Below are 14,286 nucleotides of genomic sequence, written 5' to 3'. Positions count from 1 at the left end.
CATCACTTTGACTATAACTGACTTAAATTGATTAAAGTTTTTCGATAAGGAAGGAGAGAACTATGTTAAAAAAAGAAGATGTTATAAGATATTCAGCAGGAATACATTTTTCTCAGGAAAGATTATTTAATGCATTTTTAAGAGAAAAAGGAATAAAAAATATATCTATATCTAAATTCAGAGTTCTTGAAGTATTATGGAAGAATAAAGAAGAAGGAATTGTATTCAGTGGAATATGCCAGGAAACAGATCTTGCAAAATCAACAGTTTCAATAATGCTTTCAAATATGGAAGAACAGGGGCTAATATATAGAGTGGCCCAGGGAACAGATATTCAGAATGTATTATTCTATCCAACAGAAGAAGGATGCAAATACAAAAATGAATACTATGAAATAATGGACAAAATATACGAAATCATATACGAAGGTGTAAATGAAGAAGAAAAAGAAGTATATGAAAAAGTATTAACAACAATAACTGAAAACTATAAAAAAAGAATATATAAGAAGAAAAGAAAATAATTACTTATATTAAGAAATATAGACTAAGGTTAAAAACTTAAAACTGAGTTTACTCAAATGATTTATTAAATTTCAATATAGGGTCATTTTTAGAGAGAAGAAATGAGTGTAATAGTTTTAAACTATTAAAAATCTTAATAGGTTGACAATAAGTCAATCCCAAGATATAAATTTTGAAATTTTGTGATTTGAAAAACTTAATAGAGTAAATTTAAGCAGAAAAAGAATAAGATTACGTGTATTGGTGTTTATAAAACTATATATTTGTAAATACTAATAAGGGTAATATTGTTTTATTATTATTAAAAAATAATATATAATTGATTGAACTCGTATATTGCGAAGTGGAAGAGATTGTTACAAAATTGTAACAATCTCTTTTTTAATGTCATTAAAAAAAATGAGTAGTAAAGAAATTGTATTTTAATATAATTGATAACAAAAAATTATAAAAATAGAATAAAATAAAAAAAGTACCGTTAAAAAACGGTACTGATTAAAAGCTATTTAGTTTTAATTTAATACATTAATATGTACTTACGTTTATCTATTTAAATCTGAATTTATTCCTACTATATACTTTTCATTTACTACATAAAGTTTGAATTTATGTACAATCACAATATCTTCGAGATTTTCTAAAACGCTAACAACACGAACACACTTACCTCTTATCTCGGTAGGCAAATCTAACGAATTTTCTAAGTTAATATAATCGTCATACTGATACATAAAATCATCCCCTATATTTATAATGTAAGTTAATTATACTACAAAAAAAAGTTAATTTCTATAATTAAATTACCAATTTTCAAATGAGAGAGTTACAATTTGGTGAAAAAAGTTTAGTTTAATACATATAAAGATGATTTTGTAGTATAATGTAATAAGTTGTGTGATTGAGTAATATTTGTTGGTAATTTTTTAGGAGGATTAAAGATGACAGACAATAAAGAAACAAAAAAATCGACTTCTCAGAGTAAAAAGAAGTCAGCTGCAAAAGCTGCTAAGAAAAGAAAGAAAAAACAGCAGCAGAGAATAATTATAATAGGTGCAGTAGTTTTAATAGTTGCAGTTTGTGCGGTACTATTCAATGTACTTGCTGGTAATAATGTGTATGACAAGTCAAATCCAAGAAGCGCGGATTTAACAACTACAACACTTACAGAAATGGTTGAAAATACTTCAAAAGAGGCTGAAAAAGGTCCAGAAAAAACATCAGGAAAAACAGTATATATAACAATAGATGATGGACCATCAAAATATACTGATCAGATGTTAAAAATACTTGAAAAATATAACGCTAAAGCTACATTCTTCATGATAAATGGAAATATGAAAGCTTACCCACAGCAAGTTAAAAACATAGCAAATAGTACAAGTACAGCTGGATTCCACAGTGTAACTCATGATGTAAAACAGTTATACAAAGCTCCAGATGCAGCTAAGAAAGAATTTGACCAGTGCTCTAAAACTTATACAGACATAACTGGAAAAACTTCAAAAGTAATAAGAATACCGTTTGGTAGTAAACCATATACTACACAGGCTTCATATGACAATATGGTGGCTGCTGGATATAAAATCTGGGACTGGAACGTTGATACAAACGACTGGAGAGGAAACGCAGCTCAGATAATGAATGTAGTAAAAACTTATGGAAATGGTCACAATGTAATAATATTAATGCATGAAAAACCACAGACACTAGAAGCATTTGATGCTTTAGTAAAATACTATGCTGACAATGGATACGAATTTGCAGCAGTAGGGCAGAACGAAAAACCTAAAAACTTCTGGTTACAGAATTTAAGTTTAAACTAAGGAGGAAGAAAAATGTTTAAAAAGAAATTAGCAATAGCTTTAGGTATGGTAGCGGTTCTTTCTCTAACAGCTTGTTCAAAGGGAACTGTAGCCAAAGTAAACGATACAGAAATAACAGCAGATGATTTAAAAGTTGCAAAAGCGATAATAACATCTGTAAACGAATATAAAACAGGAAAAGGCGCAGAAGATATGTCTAAAGAAGAAGAGGAAGAATTAGAAAAAAATGCAGCTACATTCCTTGTAGATAGTGAAGTTGTATATCAGCAGGCAATAGCTGATGGAATAACTGTAAAATCTGAAGATAATGATAGTAGAACATCAGAATTAAAAGAAGCTCTAAAAGAAAATCCAAAATTCAAAAAAGATTTAGAGGATAATGGAGTTACAGAAGAAGCATTAGAAAACTTCATAGCTAAAGATAATGTAATAAATGCATACAGAGATGCATTTAATGAAAAGCAGACTGTATCAGATGCAGAAATAAGTGCTTACTATGCTAAACATAGAGAAGAATTCAAAAAGGATATGGTAGACGCATCACACATATTATTTGCAACAGTAGATAGAAACCAGAATGCAGTTTCAGATGAGAAAAAAGAAGAAATCAAAAAAACTGCTGAAGAAGTTCAGAAAAGAGCAGCTTCAGGAGAAGATTTTGCAGCACTTGCTAAAAAATACTCTGATGACAAAAAAACTGGTGAAAAAGGTGGGGATTTAGGCTACTTCACTAAAGATGCAAAAGATGCATTATTTACAAGAGAAGTGTTCAAGCTTAAAAAAGGTGATGTATCTAAATTAATAGCTACTAACAACGGCTATGAAATAGTAAAAATAAACGATATAAAATCTGAAATAAAAGAATTAGATAAATGTAAAGAAGAAATAAAGAAAAAAATATTAGATGAAAAATATATAAAACATGTAGAACAGCTTGTAGAAAAAGCTGAAGTAAAATAAAGGGTTAGATAATTAAGAAGGTGTATTAATTTGAAGTGTAGAGAATTCAGATTCGAAGGAGCGGATGGGAAAGAAATATCTGCTATTAGATGGGAAAATGAAGACGAATACAAGATAAAAGGTATTGTTCAAATCTCTCATGGAATGGCTGAAAATGCAAAAAGATACGAACGTTTTGCAGAAAAGCTTACAAAATCTGGATATATAGTATATATAAATGATCATAGAGGTCATGGGGAAAGTGAAAAATGCCTTGATGATTTAGGATATCTTGCTGAAAGTGATGGCTTTGATATACTTGTCAAGGATATGAAGATTCTCACAGACATAATAAAAGCTGAAAATCAAGGAGTCCCAGTATATCTTTTCGGACATAGTATGGGCTCATTTGCAGCACAGAAATATCTTATAGACTATGCTGATTCTGTAAATGCGATAATTCTTTCAGGGTCTTGCGGAGATTTTGGGTCTGTTTTAAAACTAGCAACGCCTGTAATATCATGTGTAAAGCTAGTACACGGAGATAGACATAGAAGCAAATTCTTAGATAAATTGATTTTTGGTGGAAATAATAGACAATTTAAAAATCCTAGAACAAACTTTGACTGGCTTTCTAGAGATGAAAAAGAGGTAGACAAATATATAGCCGACGAAAAATGCGGCTTTATATGTACTACTGGATTTTATAGAGATTTTATAAATGGTCTAAAATATATTGAAGACAAAAGAAATTTATTAAAATTAACTAATCACGTACCCGTTTTAATAATATCTGGAGAAAAAGATCCAGTTGGAAAAAATGGAAAAGGTGTACAAAATCTGTACGATAGATATATAAAATACGGTTTAAAAGATGTTTCAATGAAGCTTTATAAAGATGCTAGACATGAAATATTAAATGAAATCAATCGTGATGAGGTAATGCAGGACATTGTAGAATGGCTTGGAACAAAATAAGTTAAAAATTATCTCAAAAACGAATAAAAAACTAAACAATATAAAAGTAAAATATTGCACTCAGCTAAAATAGTTTGGGTGCAATATTTTTTTGCATAGATTTACATCTCATAAAGTATTATAATATAGATTATAAGTAATAATAATTTTAAACTCGAAAGGAATATAAAATGGGATTAAAGGAATTTGAATTTATAGACAATGCCGTAAATATACTCGATGATATGACTCCTATGCTTTTAGACATAGCAGATGAGATAGAAACATACTTTGAAAAAATACTTCAAGAAAAAGAACAAGAATATATAAGTATGTCATCTAGAGTCAAATCAGAATCTAGTTTAAGAGAAAAGATAATTAGAAATAGATACCTAGTTAAATTTGATGCTGCGTCAGAAATGATGGACTTTTTACCAGATTTAATAGGGATAAGAATAGAGTGCAGATTTATTGAAGAGGAAAACAAGGTTTATAGAGCTATTAGAAGATATTTTAATAAAACAGATGATAAAGTATATTACTACAATAAATCGAATAAAAATATACAGTTAAAACTTTCTGAAAAACAGCCGTGCAGACAGAAAAATGGATTTGAAATCTATAAAATTGACGGAATATACAAAATACTTAACAGAAATATAAACTTTGAATTGCAGATAAAATCAATGGTAAATGTATTCTGGGGTGAAATAGAACATAAAGTAATATACAAAAACAACACATATCTTCTACAGGATGGATTTATAAAGGATATGATGAAGACTATAAAGCAAAGCCTTACAATGATAGATAAACAGCTTCTTAGTCTTTACAAAACGTTCCACACACCCCATGTATTCAATCGGGATATAAGTAGAAGTGAGATAGAAAAACTATTTGCTAAGTTTGTATATGATATATTCTCACAGAAAATGCTTCAGAGCATAGGATTTATAGTTGACTTCAAAAAACCATGTGAAACTATAATAGGCTATTCTCTAGATAAGGTAGAATCTGAGGAAAAAATACCAGAATATATGCTTAGTGAATTTAGTATGTTTGGTCAGATAGTGACTAAGGATATAGATTTCAACTCTGAAATAGAATTTGAAAGAGAGCCAGTATTTAGAAGAGCATTTGGCGAAAGACTTGGTACAATGTTTAGAAAAAGACTTAATACAGAATTCCCATGGAATTTATTCTTTAGAATACTATTTGAAATAGAGCCTTGTAGCAATACAGGTGACTTTGAAAACTTTATCTACTATATAAGAGATACTGTTTTAGGCGGAGAGGCTAGAAATGAAATAAAAGATAAATTTGGAAGAGAAGAAGGAAACAAAATAATAGACGATATATACGATGTAATAGGTGATTTCTTTGAAGAGATAACAGGAATAGAAATACTTTACAAAGAAACATTGGATAAGATAGCAGCTACAACAGACGATGTAGTAATATACATATGTGAAAACTACGATAGCTGTGAAGAGTTTGAAAATGAAATAGGAGAATTTGAATCAGTATTCAGCGAAAAATTAAGAGATATCCTAGATTAGGATTATATGTTATAATTTTAAAAGAAAAAGATAATAAAAAATGAAAATAATCAGGAGTGTAATAATATGAAAAATAAAGTGTTGATTGAAATGTACGAAAAAAATTGCATATATTTAGAAAATCGAAAAATTGCTATAAGATTTATAAATTGATCTTAGGATAGAGGATAAATGCTAGATAGATACGGTAGAGTAGTTGACTACCTAAAGATAGCTATAACAGATAGATGCAATTTACAATGTGTGTACTGTAAATCAGCAGATACAAAATACAGACCTGATTATATAAACGATACATTAAGCGCTGACGATATAAAATTCTTAATAAAAGCATTTGCCGAAAATGGAATAAAAAAAATAAAATTTGTAGGTGGAGGAGGAGAGCCAACATTACATCCAAACCTGCCAGATTTTATAAAATGTGCGAGAGATTGTGGCATAAGAGATATATCTCTAACTACAAATGGAACAACTCTTGTTAGAATAGCACAGAAACTAAAAGATAGCGGGCTTACAAGTGTAAATGTGAGTATAGATTCTCTAAAACAGTATAAATACCACGCTGTAACAAGAAATGGCAACTTAAATGAGGTATTAACCGGGATAGATTCATGTCTTAGATTAGGTATGAAAGTAAAGATAAACTGTGTTGCTATAAATGACTTCAATGATAATGAGATTATAGATTTTATACAGATATCTAGGAGAATACCAGTAGATGTGAGGTTTATAGAGTTTATGCCTTATGGAGAAGCAAAAGCTATCTATAACAGAGGACATTATGATATAAAATCAGTAATAGAGGAGCTACCAGGTATAAGAAAAATAGAAAACACTGATAAAGGAAGCATAGCCAGCTATTACAAGGTAAAAGGATCAAAAGGAAGAATAGGTGTAATAACACCTTTAGAATGTTCTTTTTGTAATAAATGCAACAAGATAAATGTAACAGCTGATGGTATGATGAGGCTGTGCATACATTCAAAAAGTGAAATAGACCTAAAACCTTACTTGAATAAGCCGTATTTATTTAATGAAAATATTCAAAAGCTGATATGGATAAAACCAAGACATAATGATCTTATAAAAAGACAATTTGTAAAAAATGATTTAAAAGTTAATAAATAAAATAAACGACACTTATCGAGAGGTAGGTGTCTTTTTTATGCGAAAATATAATTTTTCAGATGAAAATAAGTCTAGTTAAATCAAGGATTGTAGGAGTTATTGATAAAAGAAAATAGAAAATGATAAATAAATGATACTAATTATCAAATAAAAGGTTGATTTAATTTTAGACATGTAGTAATATAATAAACATAGAAAATAAAAACGATAATCAATATCAATAAAATACAAATAATAAATATTCAAAATAGAAATAATTGATACAGAGAGGAGAATAAAGAAATGAATAATATATCATGTCTAAGATGCAGTATAAAAGGAAATATAGCTTTACAGTGTTCACTAGTGTTATCGGGTATAAAACCTTCAAACTTATTAATATATAGCAATCATTGTGAAGGGTGTATATCAGAAGAACTTAAAAACACTGGAGCAGAACATATGAAATTGTATACTGGGTCAAAAGAATCTGTATCAATAATTTTTAACAGAGAAAAACTAGAAAAAGCACTTTTAGATGAGGAAAACAGAAAATTTATAAAGCAGTATGGATACGAAGATTTTAGTGTTAATTCAGTTATTGAAAAATTAGCAGGTAGATATACTGGATTTAAAGAAGGAAGAGCTGAGTTTCCTCATGAAATGGGTATAGTTCTTGGATATCCACTAGAAGATGTTTCCGGGTTTATAGAAAATAATGGAAAAAATTATATATACTCTGGCTATTGGAAAGTCTACAAAAATGCTGAAGAAAAAATTCAGCTATTTAAAATATATAAAGATATAAAGAAATATTTTGTAGAACAAATTGAAAACGGCAGACAGATACATCAGATTTGCTCTGAATGTAGAGAATTTGCTGTAAGAGCTGCATAAATCAAAAGAATATATAGAATGTAGCTAAATAAAAAATTTATCGACTCAAAGGAGGAATAGAAAAATGGTTAAAGTTGTTTACTGGAGTGGAACAGGAAATACAGAAAGTATGGCTAATATGTTAGCTGAAGGGATAAAAGAAGTAGGAAATGAAGCGGCGTTATTTAACGTTTCTGATATAGATAAAGATACATTACTAGAAGATACAGTATTTGCACTAGGTTGCCCATCTATGGGAAATGAAGAACTAGAAGAAGGAGAAATGGAGCCATTTGTTGAAGAGTTAGAAGCTGGATTATCTGGCAAAAAAATTGCTCTATTTGGATCATATGGATGGGGATCTGGAGAATGGATGGAAACTTGGGCTGAGAGAATGACAAATGCTGGAGCTGAAGTATTAGGTACAGTAATAAGTAACGAGGCACCTACAGTAGCTGAAGAAAAAGAATTAAAAGAACTAGCAGATAAATTAGTAAAAGCAATATAATAAAAAATAAAATATATCTAGCATAAAAATGAGCACCCTATAAGAGAAAATCTCTTCAAAAAGGGTGCTTTTTCTTTTGTTAAAAACTATACTTTTAAATATAAATTGAAAATAAAAAATATATTTAAAATATTTAAAGAAAATATAAATACTATATACAAAAAGCTATTAGAATTTAGTGTGTATTTTATTTGAGAATTAAATGATAAAACAAGAAACCTTGTTGACTATATATAGCTTGAGCGTTATATTCAATGTGTCGGCAGCTTGTGCAGTAAAGTTTCTATATGAAATATAATAACTTACATAGCTTTAAAACAGGGGTATTGAATAACAAGCATAAAATTATACTGAAAAGGGATGATAGTTATGAATAAAAAAGCTGTAGCAATAGTTTGTGCAATATGTATTATAGGGGCTGTAGGATATGGAATGAGAGATAAATTCGGGAAAGATCACTCAGACGAACCTAGTGTAAAAAAAGAAGAAAAAACTGAAGACTTAAAAGAATATTCTGATGACCACATAGCTTTAAATGATTTAAAAGAAATCAAAGCTGATGTATTAGACGCAAATATAAATATAAAAAGATCAGAAGACAACAAATTCTATATGTCTTACAATTTTGAAGGTGAAAATGGAAAGGATCCGCTTGTCTATAAAACAGAAGGCGATAACGGGGATAAATTAGTTATAAAAGACAAGAGAAGAGACGATCCAAATAAAGAAGGAGACTTCGAAAAGAAAGATACTAAAACAGAAAAAACAGACAAAGATAAAAAAGACAATGCCGACGCAAATAAAGATGAATTAACAGATAAAAAAGAAGTTAAAAATAATATAACAATATATGTTCCAGAAGGAGCAGAACTAAAGAAAACAAAAATAGACTTACTTTCAGGGAAAATAACTGTTGAAGATTTACATTCTAAAGAATTAAAAATAAAATTATCTTCAGGTGATGTAGATTTAACTAGATGTTTAATAAAAGATTCTGGTGTAGAAGTATCTGACGGTAATATAACCTCAACAGAAAGTAAATTTGAAGGAAAAACTGTCTTAGAATCATCAACAGGTGATTTAAGTGCTAAATTTATGAAAGAAGATTTAGATCATATGAGTATAAATGCAGATACTACAGCTGGTGTAGTTAAACAGAACTTAGGTGGAAGTACTTCAGAAGATGAATACTCAAGCAATAGTTCTTATGTATGGAAAGCTAAAGATCCTAAACATTCATTAGAAATGTATACAGTTGACGGAGATATAAGCTTAGACCTTGTAAATAAAAACTAAAAAAAGTAAAAATTAAAACCATAAAGTAAAAATAAAGAATTAATTAAAAGGATACACACTTGCCGATTAAAAATCACACTGTAACAGGTGTGATTTTTTTGTTGAAAAAAATTCTCAAAAGGTATATATTATAGCAGTAGAGATTCAACAAAAGTTAAAGATTTAGAAAGGAAATGGAAGTATGACATTAAAAGATTTACCAATTGGGAAAAGTGCCCAAATAGTGTCAGTTGGTGGAGAAGGACAGCTAAGACAACACTTTTTAGATATGGGATTAATTCCTGGAGTAGAGGTTAGTGTAGTTAAATACGCTCCGATGGGAGATCCAATAGAGCTAAAAATTCATGGATATGAGCTGACAATAAGACTAGCAGATGCAGAAAAAATAGAAATTGTAGAAAATCATCATCATAAATCTAAAAAAGATGAAAATTTAGAAGATATGAAGATAAAGAAATTTCTTAATATAGAAAAAGACCATCCAGGATATGGAGAAGAAGGAAAATACCACGATAAAAAAACAGAAAATCCTCTTCCAGATGAGGAAGTTCTTACATTTGCCTTAGTAGGTAATCAGAATTGTGGTAAAACAACATTATTTAACCAGTTAACAGGATCAAATCAGCACGTAGGTAACTTCCCAGGGGTCACAGTAGATAGAAAAGACGGTGTTATAAGAGGATACAGTAATACTCTAATAACAGACTTACCTGGAATATACTCTATGTCACCATATAGTAGCGAGGAAATAGTAACAAGGGAATTTTTATTAAATAATAGACCTAAAGGAATAATAAATATACTAGATGCTACAAATATAGAAAGAAATTTATACTTAACAATGCAGCTACTAGAATTAGATATACCGATGGTTGTAGCTCTTAATATGATGGATGAGCTAAAGAAAAATGACGGTTCTGTATTGGTAAGTGATTTAGAAGAGCTACTAGGCGTGCCAGTTGTCCCTATTTCAGCAGCTAAGAATGAAGGGATAGATGAGCTAACTAGACACGCTGTTCACGTTGCAAAATACCAAGAACAGCCTCTAAGACACGATTTCTGTACTCCAAAAGGGGAATTACACAGAGGATTACATGCAGTTATGCATTTAATAGAGGATCACGCAGAAGAAAAAAATATACCAGTTAGATTTGCTGCGACAAAAATTGTTGAAGGCGATAATAGAATTTTAGAAGAACTTGAGCTTTCAGATACAGAAAAAAGAATATTAAACGACATTGTAAAACAGATAGAAGAAGAAACAGGACTAGATGCATCTGCGTCTATAGCTAAGATGAGATTTGAATTTATACTATCTGTATGCGATGCTACAGTTATAAAACCAAAAGAGAGTAGGGAAAGAGTTAGAAGTAAGGAAATAGACAAGTTTCTAACAGGAAAATATACAGGAATACCGATATTTATAGGAATAATGGGAATAATATTCTGGCTTACATTTAATGTAATAGGAAGTTTCTTACAGGGATTATTGGAAATGGGAATAGCTTCTTTGACAGAGGTTGTAGATCAATTCCTTAAAAATTCTAATGTAAATGATGCACTACACTCACTTATAATAGAGGGTATATTCAACGGTGTAGGTGGAGTGCTTAGTTTCCTACCTATAATAGTTACACTATTCTTCTTCTTATCAATCTTAGAAGATAGTGGATATATGGCTAGGGTTGCATTTATAATGGATAAGCTTCTTAGAAAACTAGGATTATCTGGAAGAAGTATAGTACCTATGTTAATAGGCTTTGGATGTACTGTTCCTGGGGTCATGGCGAGCCGTACATTGCCTTCAGAGAGAGATAGAAAGGTAACTATACTATTAACACCTTTCATGAGCTGTACAGCTAAATTACCGATATATGCATTCTTTACAGCGATATTCTTCCCAGATAATGGAGCATTAGTAATGATAGGACTTTATGTACTTGGAATGGCTCTTGGAATATTAATGGCATTATTAATGAAAAAGACAATGTTTAAAGGCGAGGCAGTTCCTTTTGTTATGGAACTTCCAAATTACAGATTACCTGCAGCTAAAAACATAATGCACTTACTATGGGATAAATCAAAAGATTTCCTACAGAGAGCATTTACAGTAATATTCTTAGCAACAATGGTTATATGGTTCTTACAGAACTTCGACTACAATTTCAACATGGTAGCCGACTCACAACAGAGTATACTTGCTCACATAGCAGGAATGATGGCTCCAATATTTACTCCAGTAGGATTTGGGGATTGGAGAATAACTACATCTCTAATATCTGGATTCTTAGCTAAAGAAAGTGTTGTATCATCATTAACAGTTCTTTTCGGAAGCACAGATGCATTATTAAAAACACTTACAACTGCTGGAGCTGGATCATTATTAGTATTCTGCCTATTATACACTCCTTGTGTTGCAGCAGTAGCATCTATAAAAAGAGAATTAGGTGTAAAATGGGCAATTGGAGTAGTTGTATGGCAGTGCGTTTTAGCTTGGATTGTAGCATTTGCAACTTATGGAATATTAACACTAATAATTTAACAAATTTGTTGTATTATATATAGAAAACGGTATCTCGGTTGTTTTAATTTTGTCATTATTTGTCGTTAAGTTCTTAATTGGAGTGGGTATAATTGTAGATGAGAGTGATTTTATTTCACGAAAAATTATAACTTCAATTTAAGGAGGACTTTAAAATGAGATTAGAAGGTAAAGTAGTTCTTATAACAGCATCAACAAGAGGTATAGGTCTTGCTTGTGTAGAAAGATTTGCAAGAGAAGGAGCAAAAGTATACATGGGTGCAAGAAATCTAGAAAGAGCTCAGGGTGTGGCTGATAGATTAAATGCTGAAGGATGCAAAGTAGATATAGTGTATAATGATGCAACAGAAAAAGAATCATATCAGACTATGGTAGATGAAGTAATAGCAAAAGAAGGAAGAATAGACGTATTAGTTAATAACTTTGGTACATCTAATCCTAAAAAAGACTTAGATATAAAAGCAACTGAATATGAAACATTTATAAAAACTATAGATTTAAATTTAGCAAGTGTATTTATAACTTCTCAGGCTGTAATACCTCATATGGCTAAAAACGGTGGAGGAAGCATAATAAATATATCTTCAGTAGGTGGTATACGCCCAGATATATCTCAGATAGCTTACGGAACAAGTAAAGCAGCAATAAACTACTTAACAAAAATAATAGCTACTCATGCAGCTAGAGATAACGTAAGATGCAATGCTGTACTTCCAGGAATGACAGCAACTGATGCAGTAAGCGATAACTTAAGTGATGATTTCAAAGAATTCTTCTTAAAACATACTCCTATAAAGAGAATGGCAACTCCAGAAGAAATAGCAGGAACAGTATTATACTTTGCTAGTGATGATGGAGCATTTACAACAGGACAGGTTGTTGACGTATCTGGTGGATTTGGAATGCCTACACCAGTATATGGCGATATGATAGAAATGAAGAGCAGAAGATAATTTAATACAAAATGAAAGGTTAGGCGTTTTAAGTAATGCCTAACTTTTTTTTATTTGGCTATGTTAGCTTTCTTCGTGATAAGTATATCATAAAAATAACCACACCTTAGACTTTTCAATACATTGAATTCTAAGATGTGGTTAATTCTATAGCTTATTATAAATTGTTCGTAATATATTAATTTTGTAATTTAATTAATTCTCAACTATAGTAATATACTTTATATCATATATCTAAGTTAATGCTAAATTATGTATTGTTTATATTGAACATACTCTTTTTCACTACATTCAATATTGAGTATTACTCCATCCTCTATATATTCAGAGTCTAAGATAGTTGCATTCTCCATTATATTAGATATCATCTTTCCTTCTGAATATGGAATTTTTAACTTAAATCTTATATAATCTTCAAATACTTTTTCACAAATAGATTCTATTAATCTATCTATTCCTATATCTCTTTTAGCTGAAATTAATATTTTATTATTATCTAATTTATCTAAATCAATTAAATCAATCTTATTATATACATAAATCATAGGAATATTATCAGCTCCTATTTGGCTTAATGTTTCATTAGTAACATCTATCTGATTTTTATAATTAGGATTAGATATATCTATAATATGAACTAATAAGTCTGCATCGCAAACCTCTTCCAGTGTCGATCTAAAAGCTTTAACTAAGTTATGAGGCAAATCGCCTACAAATCCAACTGTATCATACAGTAAAAAAGATTTGTTATTATGCAGTTTAATATTTCTAACATAAGTCTCCAATGTTGCAAATAGCATGTTTTTTTCAAATACTTTTTTATCTTCTTTATTGATAAAATTTTCAACTAATACATTCATAACTGATGATTTACCTGCATTAGTATATCCTACTAGTGCTACATTAGGTATGTTGGATTTTTTTCTTTTATTTTTTTGAGTATTTCTTTGATACTTCAGTATTTCTAATTCCTTGTTTAAACTAGCTATTCTATCTTCTATACGTCTACGGTCTAGTTCTAACTTAGTTTCTCCTGCTCCCCTATTTTTAGTACCAACTCCACCACTTTGACGACCTAGGTTTTCATTTGCACCAATTAACCTTGGAAGTTCATACTGAAGTCTTGCAACCTCTACTTGCAACTTAGCTTCTCTTGTTTTTGCTCTATTTGCAAATATATCTAGTATTAAAGCTGTCCTAT

At 30.0% G+C, this 14,286-nt stretch carries 13 protein-coding genes; 11 read left to right on the top strand and 2 right to left on the bottom strand.

The features are described from left to right. The first annotated feature begins 62 nt into the window (after nucleotides 1-62). Entirely contained in the window at nucleotides 63-524 is a 462-nt protein-coding gene (locus tag DWX74_RS00065) for a MarR family winged helix-turn-helix transcriptional regulator (RefSeq protein ID WP_118547973.1), read from the top strand. Between the two features lie 543 nt (nucleotides 525-1,067). Here DWX74_RS00065 and DWX74_RS00060 read toward each other — a convergent pair. After that, nucleotides 1,068-1,256: a hypothetical protein gene (locus tag DWX74_RS00060; protein WP_006440214.1), complete on the bottom strand. Its 189-nt coding sequence runs from the start codon at nucleotides 1,254-1,256 to the stop codon at nucleotides 1,068-1,070. A 207-nt stretch (nucleotides 1,257-1,463) separates the two neighbouring features. Here DWX74_RS00060 and DWX74_RS00055 point away from each other — a divergent pair, with 207 nt between their 5' ends. From DWX74_RS00055 to hdhA, 10 genes are all read left to right on the top strand, one after another. Continuing rightward, on the top strand, nucleotides 1,464-2,348 hold the full coding sequence (locus tag DWX74_RS00055; RefSeq protein ID WP_118547971.1) for a polysaccharide deacetylase family protein: 885 nt from the start codon (nucleotides 1,464-1,466) through the stop codon (nucleotides 2,346-2,348). 12 nt (nucleotides 2,349-2,360) lie between these two features. After that, entirely contained in the window at nucleotides 2,361-3,308 is a 948-nt protein-coding gene (locus tag DWX74_RS00050) for a peptidylprolyl isomerase (protein WP_118547969.1), read from the top strand. A gap of 30 nt (nucleotides 3,309-3,338) precedes the next feature. Next, complete coding sequence (locus DWX74_RS00045) at nucleotides 3,339-4,265, top strand: alpha/beta hydrolase (RefSeq protein ID WP_118547967.1); 927 nt, start codon at nucleotides 3,339-3,341, stop codon at nucleotides 4,263-4,265. A gap of 170 nt (nucleotides 4,266-4,435) precedes the next feature. Beyond that, nucleotides 4,436-5,803, top strand: a complete 1,368-nt coding sequence (locus tag DWX74_RS00040) for a GTP pyrophosphokinase (RefSeq protein ID WP_118547965.1) — start codon at nucleotides 4,436-4,438, stop codon at nucleotides 5,801-5,803. Nucleotides 5,804-5,974: 171 nt separating this feature from the next. Then, a complete protein-coding gene (gene moaA / locus DWX74_RS00035) occupies nucleotides 5,975-6,931 on the top strand; it encodes a GTP 3',8-cyclase MoaA (RefSeq protein WP_118547963.1) in 957 nt (318 codons plus the stop codon). A 282-nt stretch (nucleotides 6,932-7,213) separates the two neighbouring features. Next, nucleotides 7,214-7,807 carry a DUF3793 family protein gene (locus tag DWX74_RS00030; RefSeq protein WP_118547961.1) on the top strand — a complete coding sequence of 198 codons (594 nt, stop codon included), beginning with the start codon at nucleotides 7,214-7,216 and terminating at the stop codon, nucleotides 7,805-7,807. Between the two features lie 64 nt (nucleotides 7,808-7,871). After that, nucleotides 7,872-8,294, top strand: a complete 423-nt coding sequence (locus DWX74_RS00025) for a flavodoxin (RefSeq protein ID WP_118547959.1) — start codon at nucleotides 7,872-7,874, stop codon at nucleotides 8,292-8,294. Between the two features lie 369 nt (nucleotides 8,295-8,663). After that, nucleotides 8,664-9,590, top strand: a complete 927-nt coding sequence (locus DWX74_RS00020; protein ID WP_158573201.1) for a DUF4097 family beta strand repeat-containing protein — start codon at nucleotides 8,664-8,666, stop codon at nucleotides 9,588-9,590. A 181-nt stretch (nucleotides 9,591-9,771) separates the two neighbouring features. Continuing rightward, a complete protein-coding gene (feoB, locus tag DWX74_RS00015; protein ID WP_118547955.1) occupies nucleotides 9,772-12,132 on the top strand; it encodes a ferrous iron transport protein B in 2,361 nt (786 codons plus the stop codon). 155 nt (nucleotides 12,133-12,287) lie between these two features. Then, complete coding sequence (hdhA, locus tag DWX74_RS00010) at nucleotides 12,288-13,085, top strand: 7alpha-hydroxysteroid dehydrogenase (RefSeq protein WP_118547953.1); 798 nt, start codon at nucleotides 12,288-12,290, stop codon at nucleotides 13,083-13,085. A gap of 245 nt (nucleotides 13,086-13,330) precedes the next feature. On the opposite strand, the gene hflX is transcribed toward hdhA, so the two are convergent. Further along, nucleotides 13,331-14,286, bottom strand: a 956-nt coding sequence (gene hflX, locus DWX74_RS00005) for a GTPase HflX (protein WP_118547951.1), incomplete at its 5' end; no start/stop codon positions are given.

Source organism: Peptoclostridium sp. AF21-18 (assembly GCF_003478825.1).
Classification (GTDB): Bacteria; Bacillota; Clostridia; order Peptostreptococcales; family Peptostreptococcaceae; genus Peptacetobacter.
Note: the sequence above shows the minus strand (reverse complement) of the source record. Positions and strands in the feature narration are given on the sequence as shown.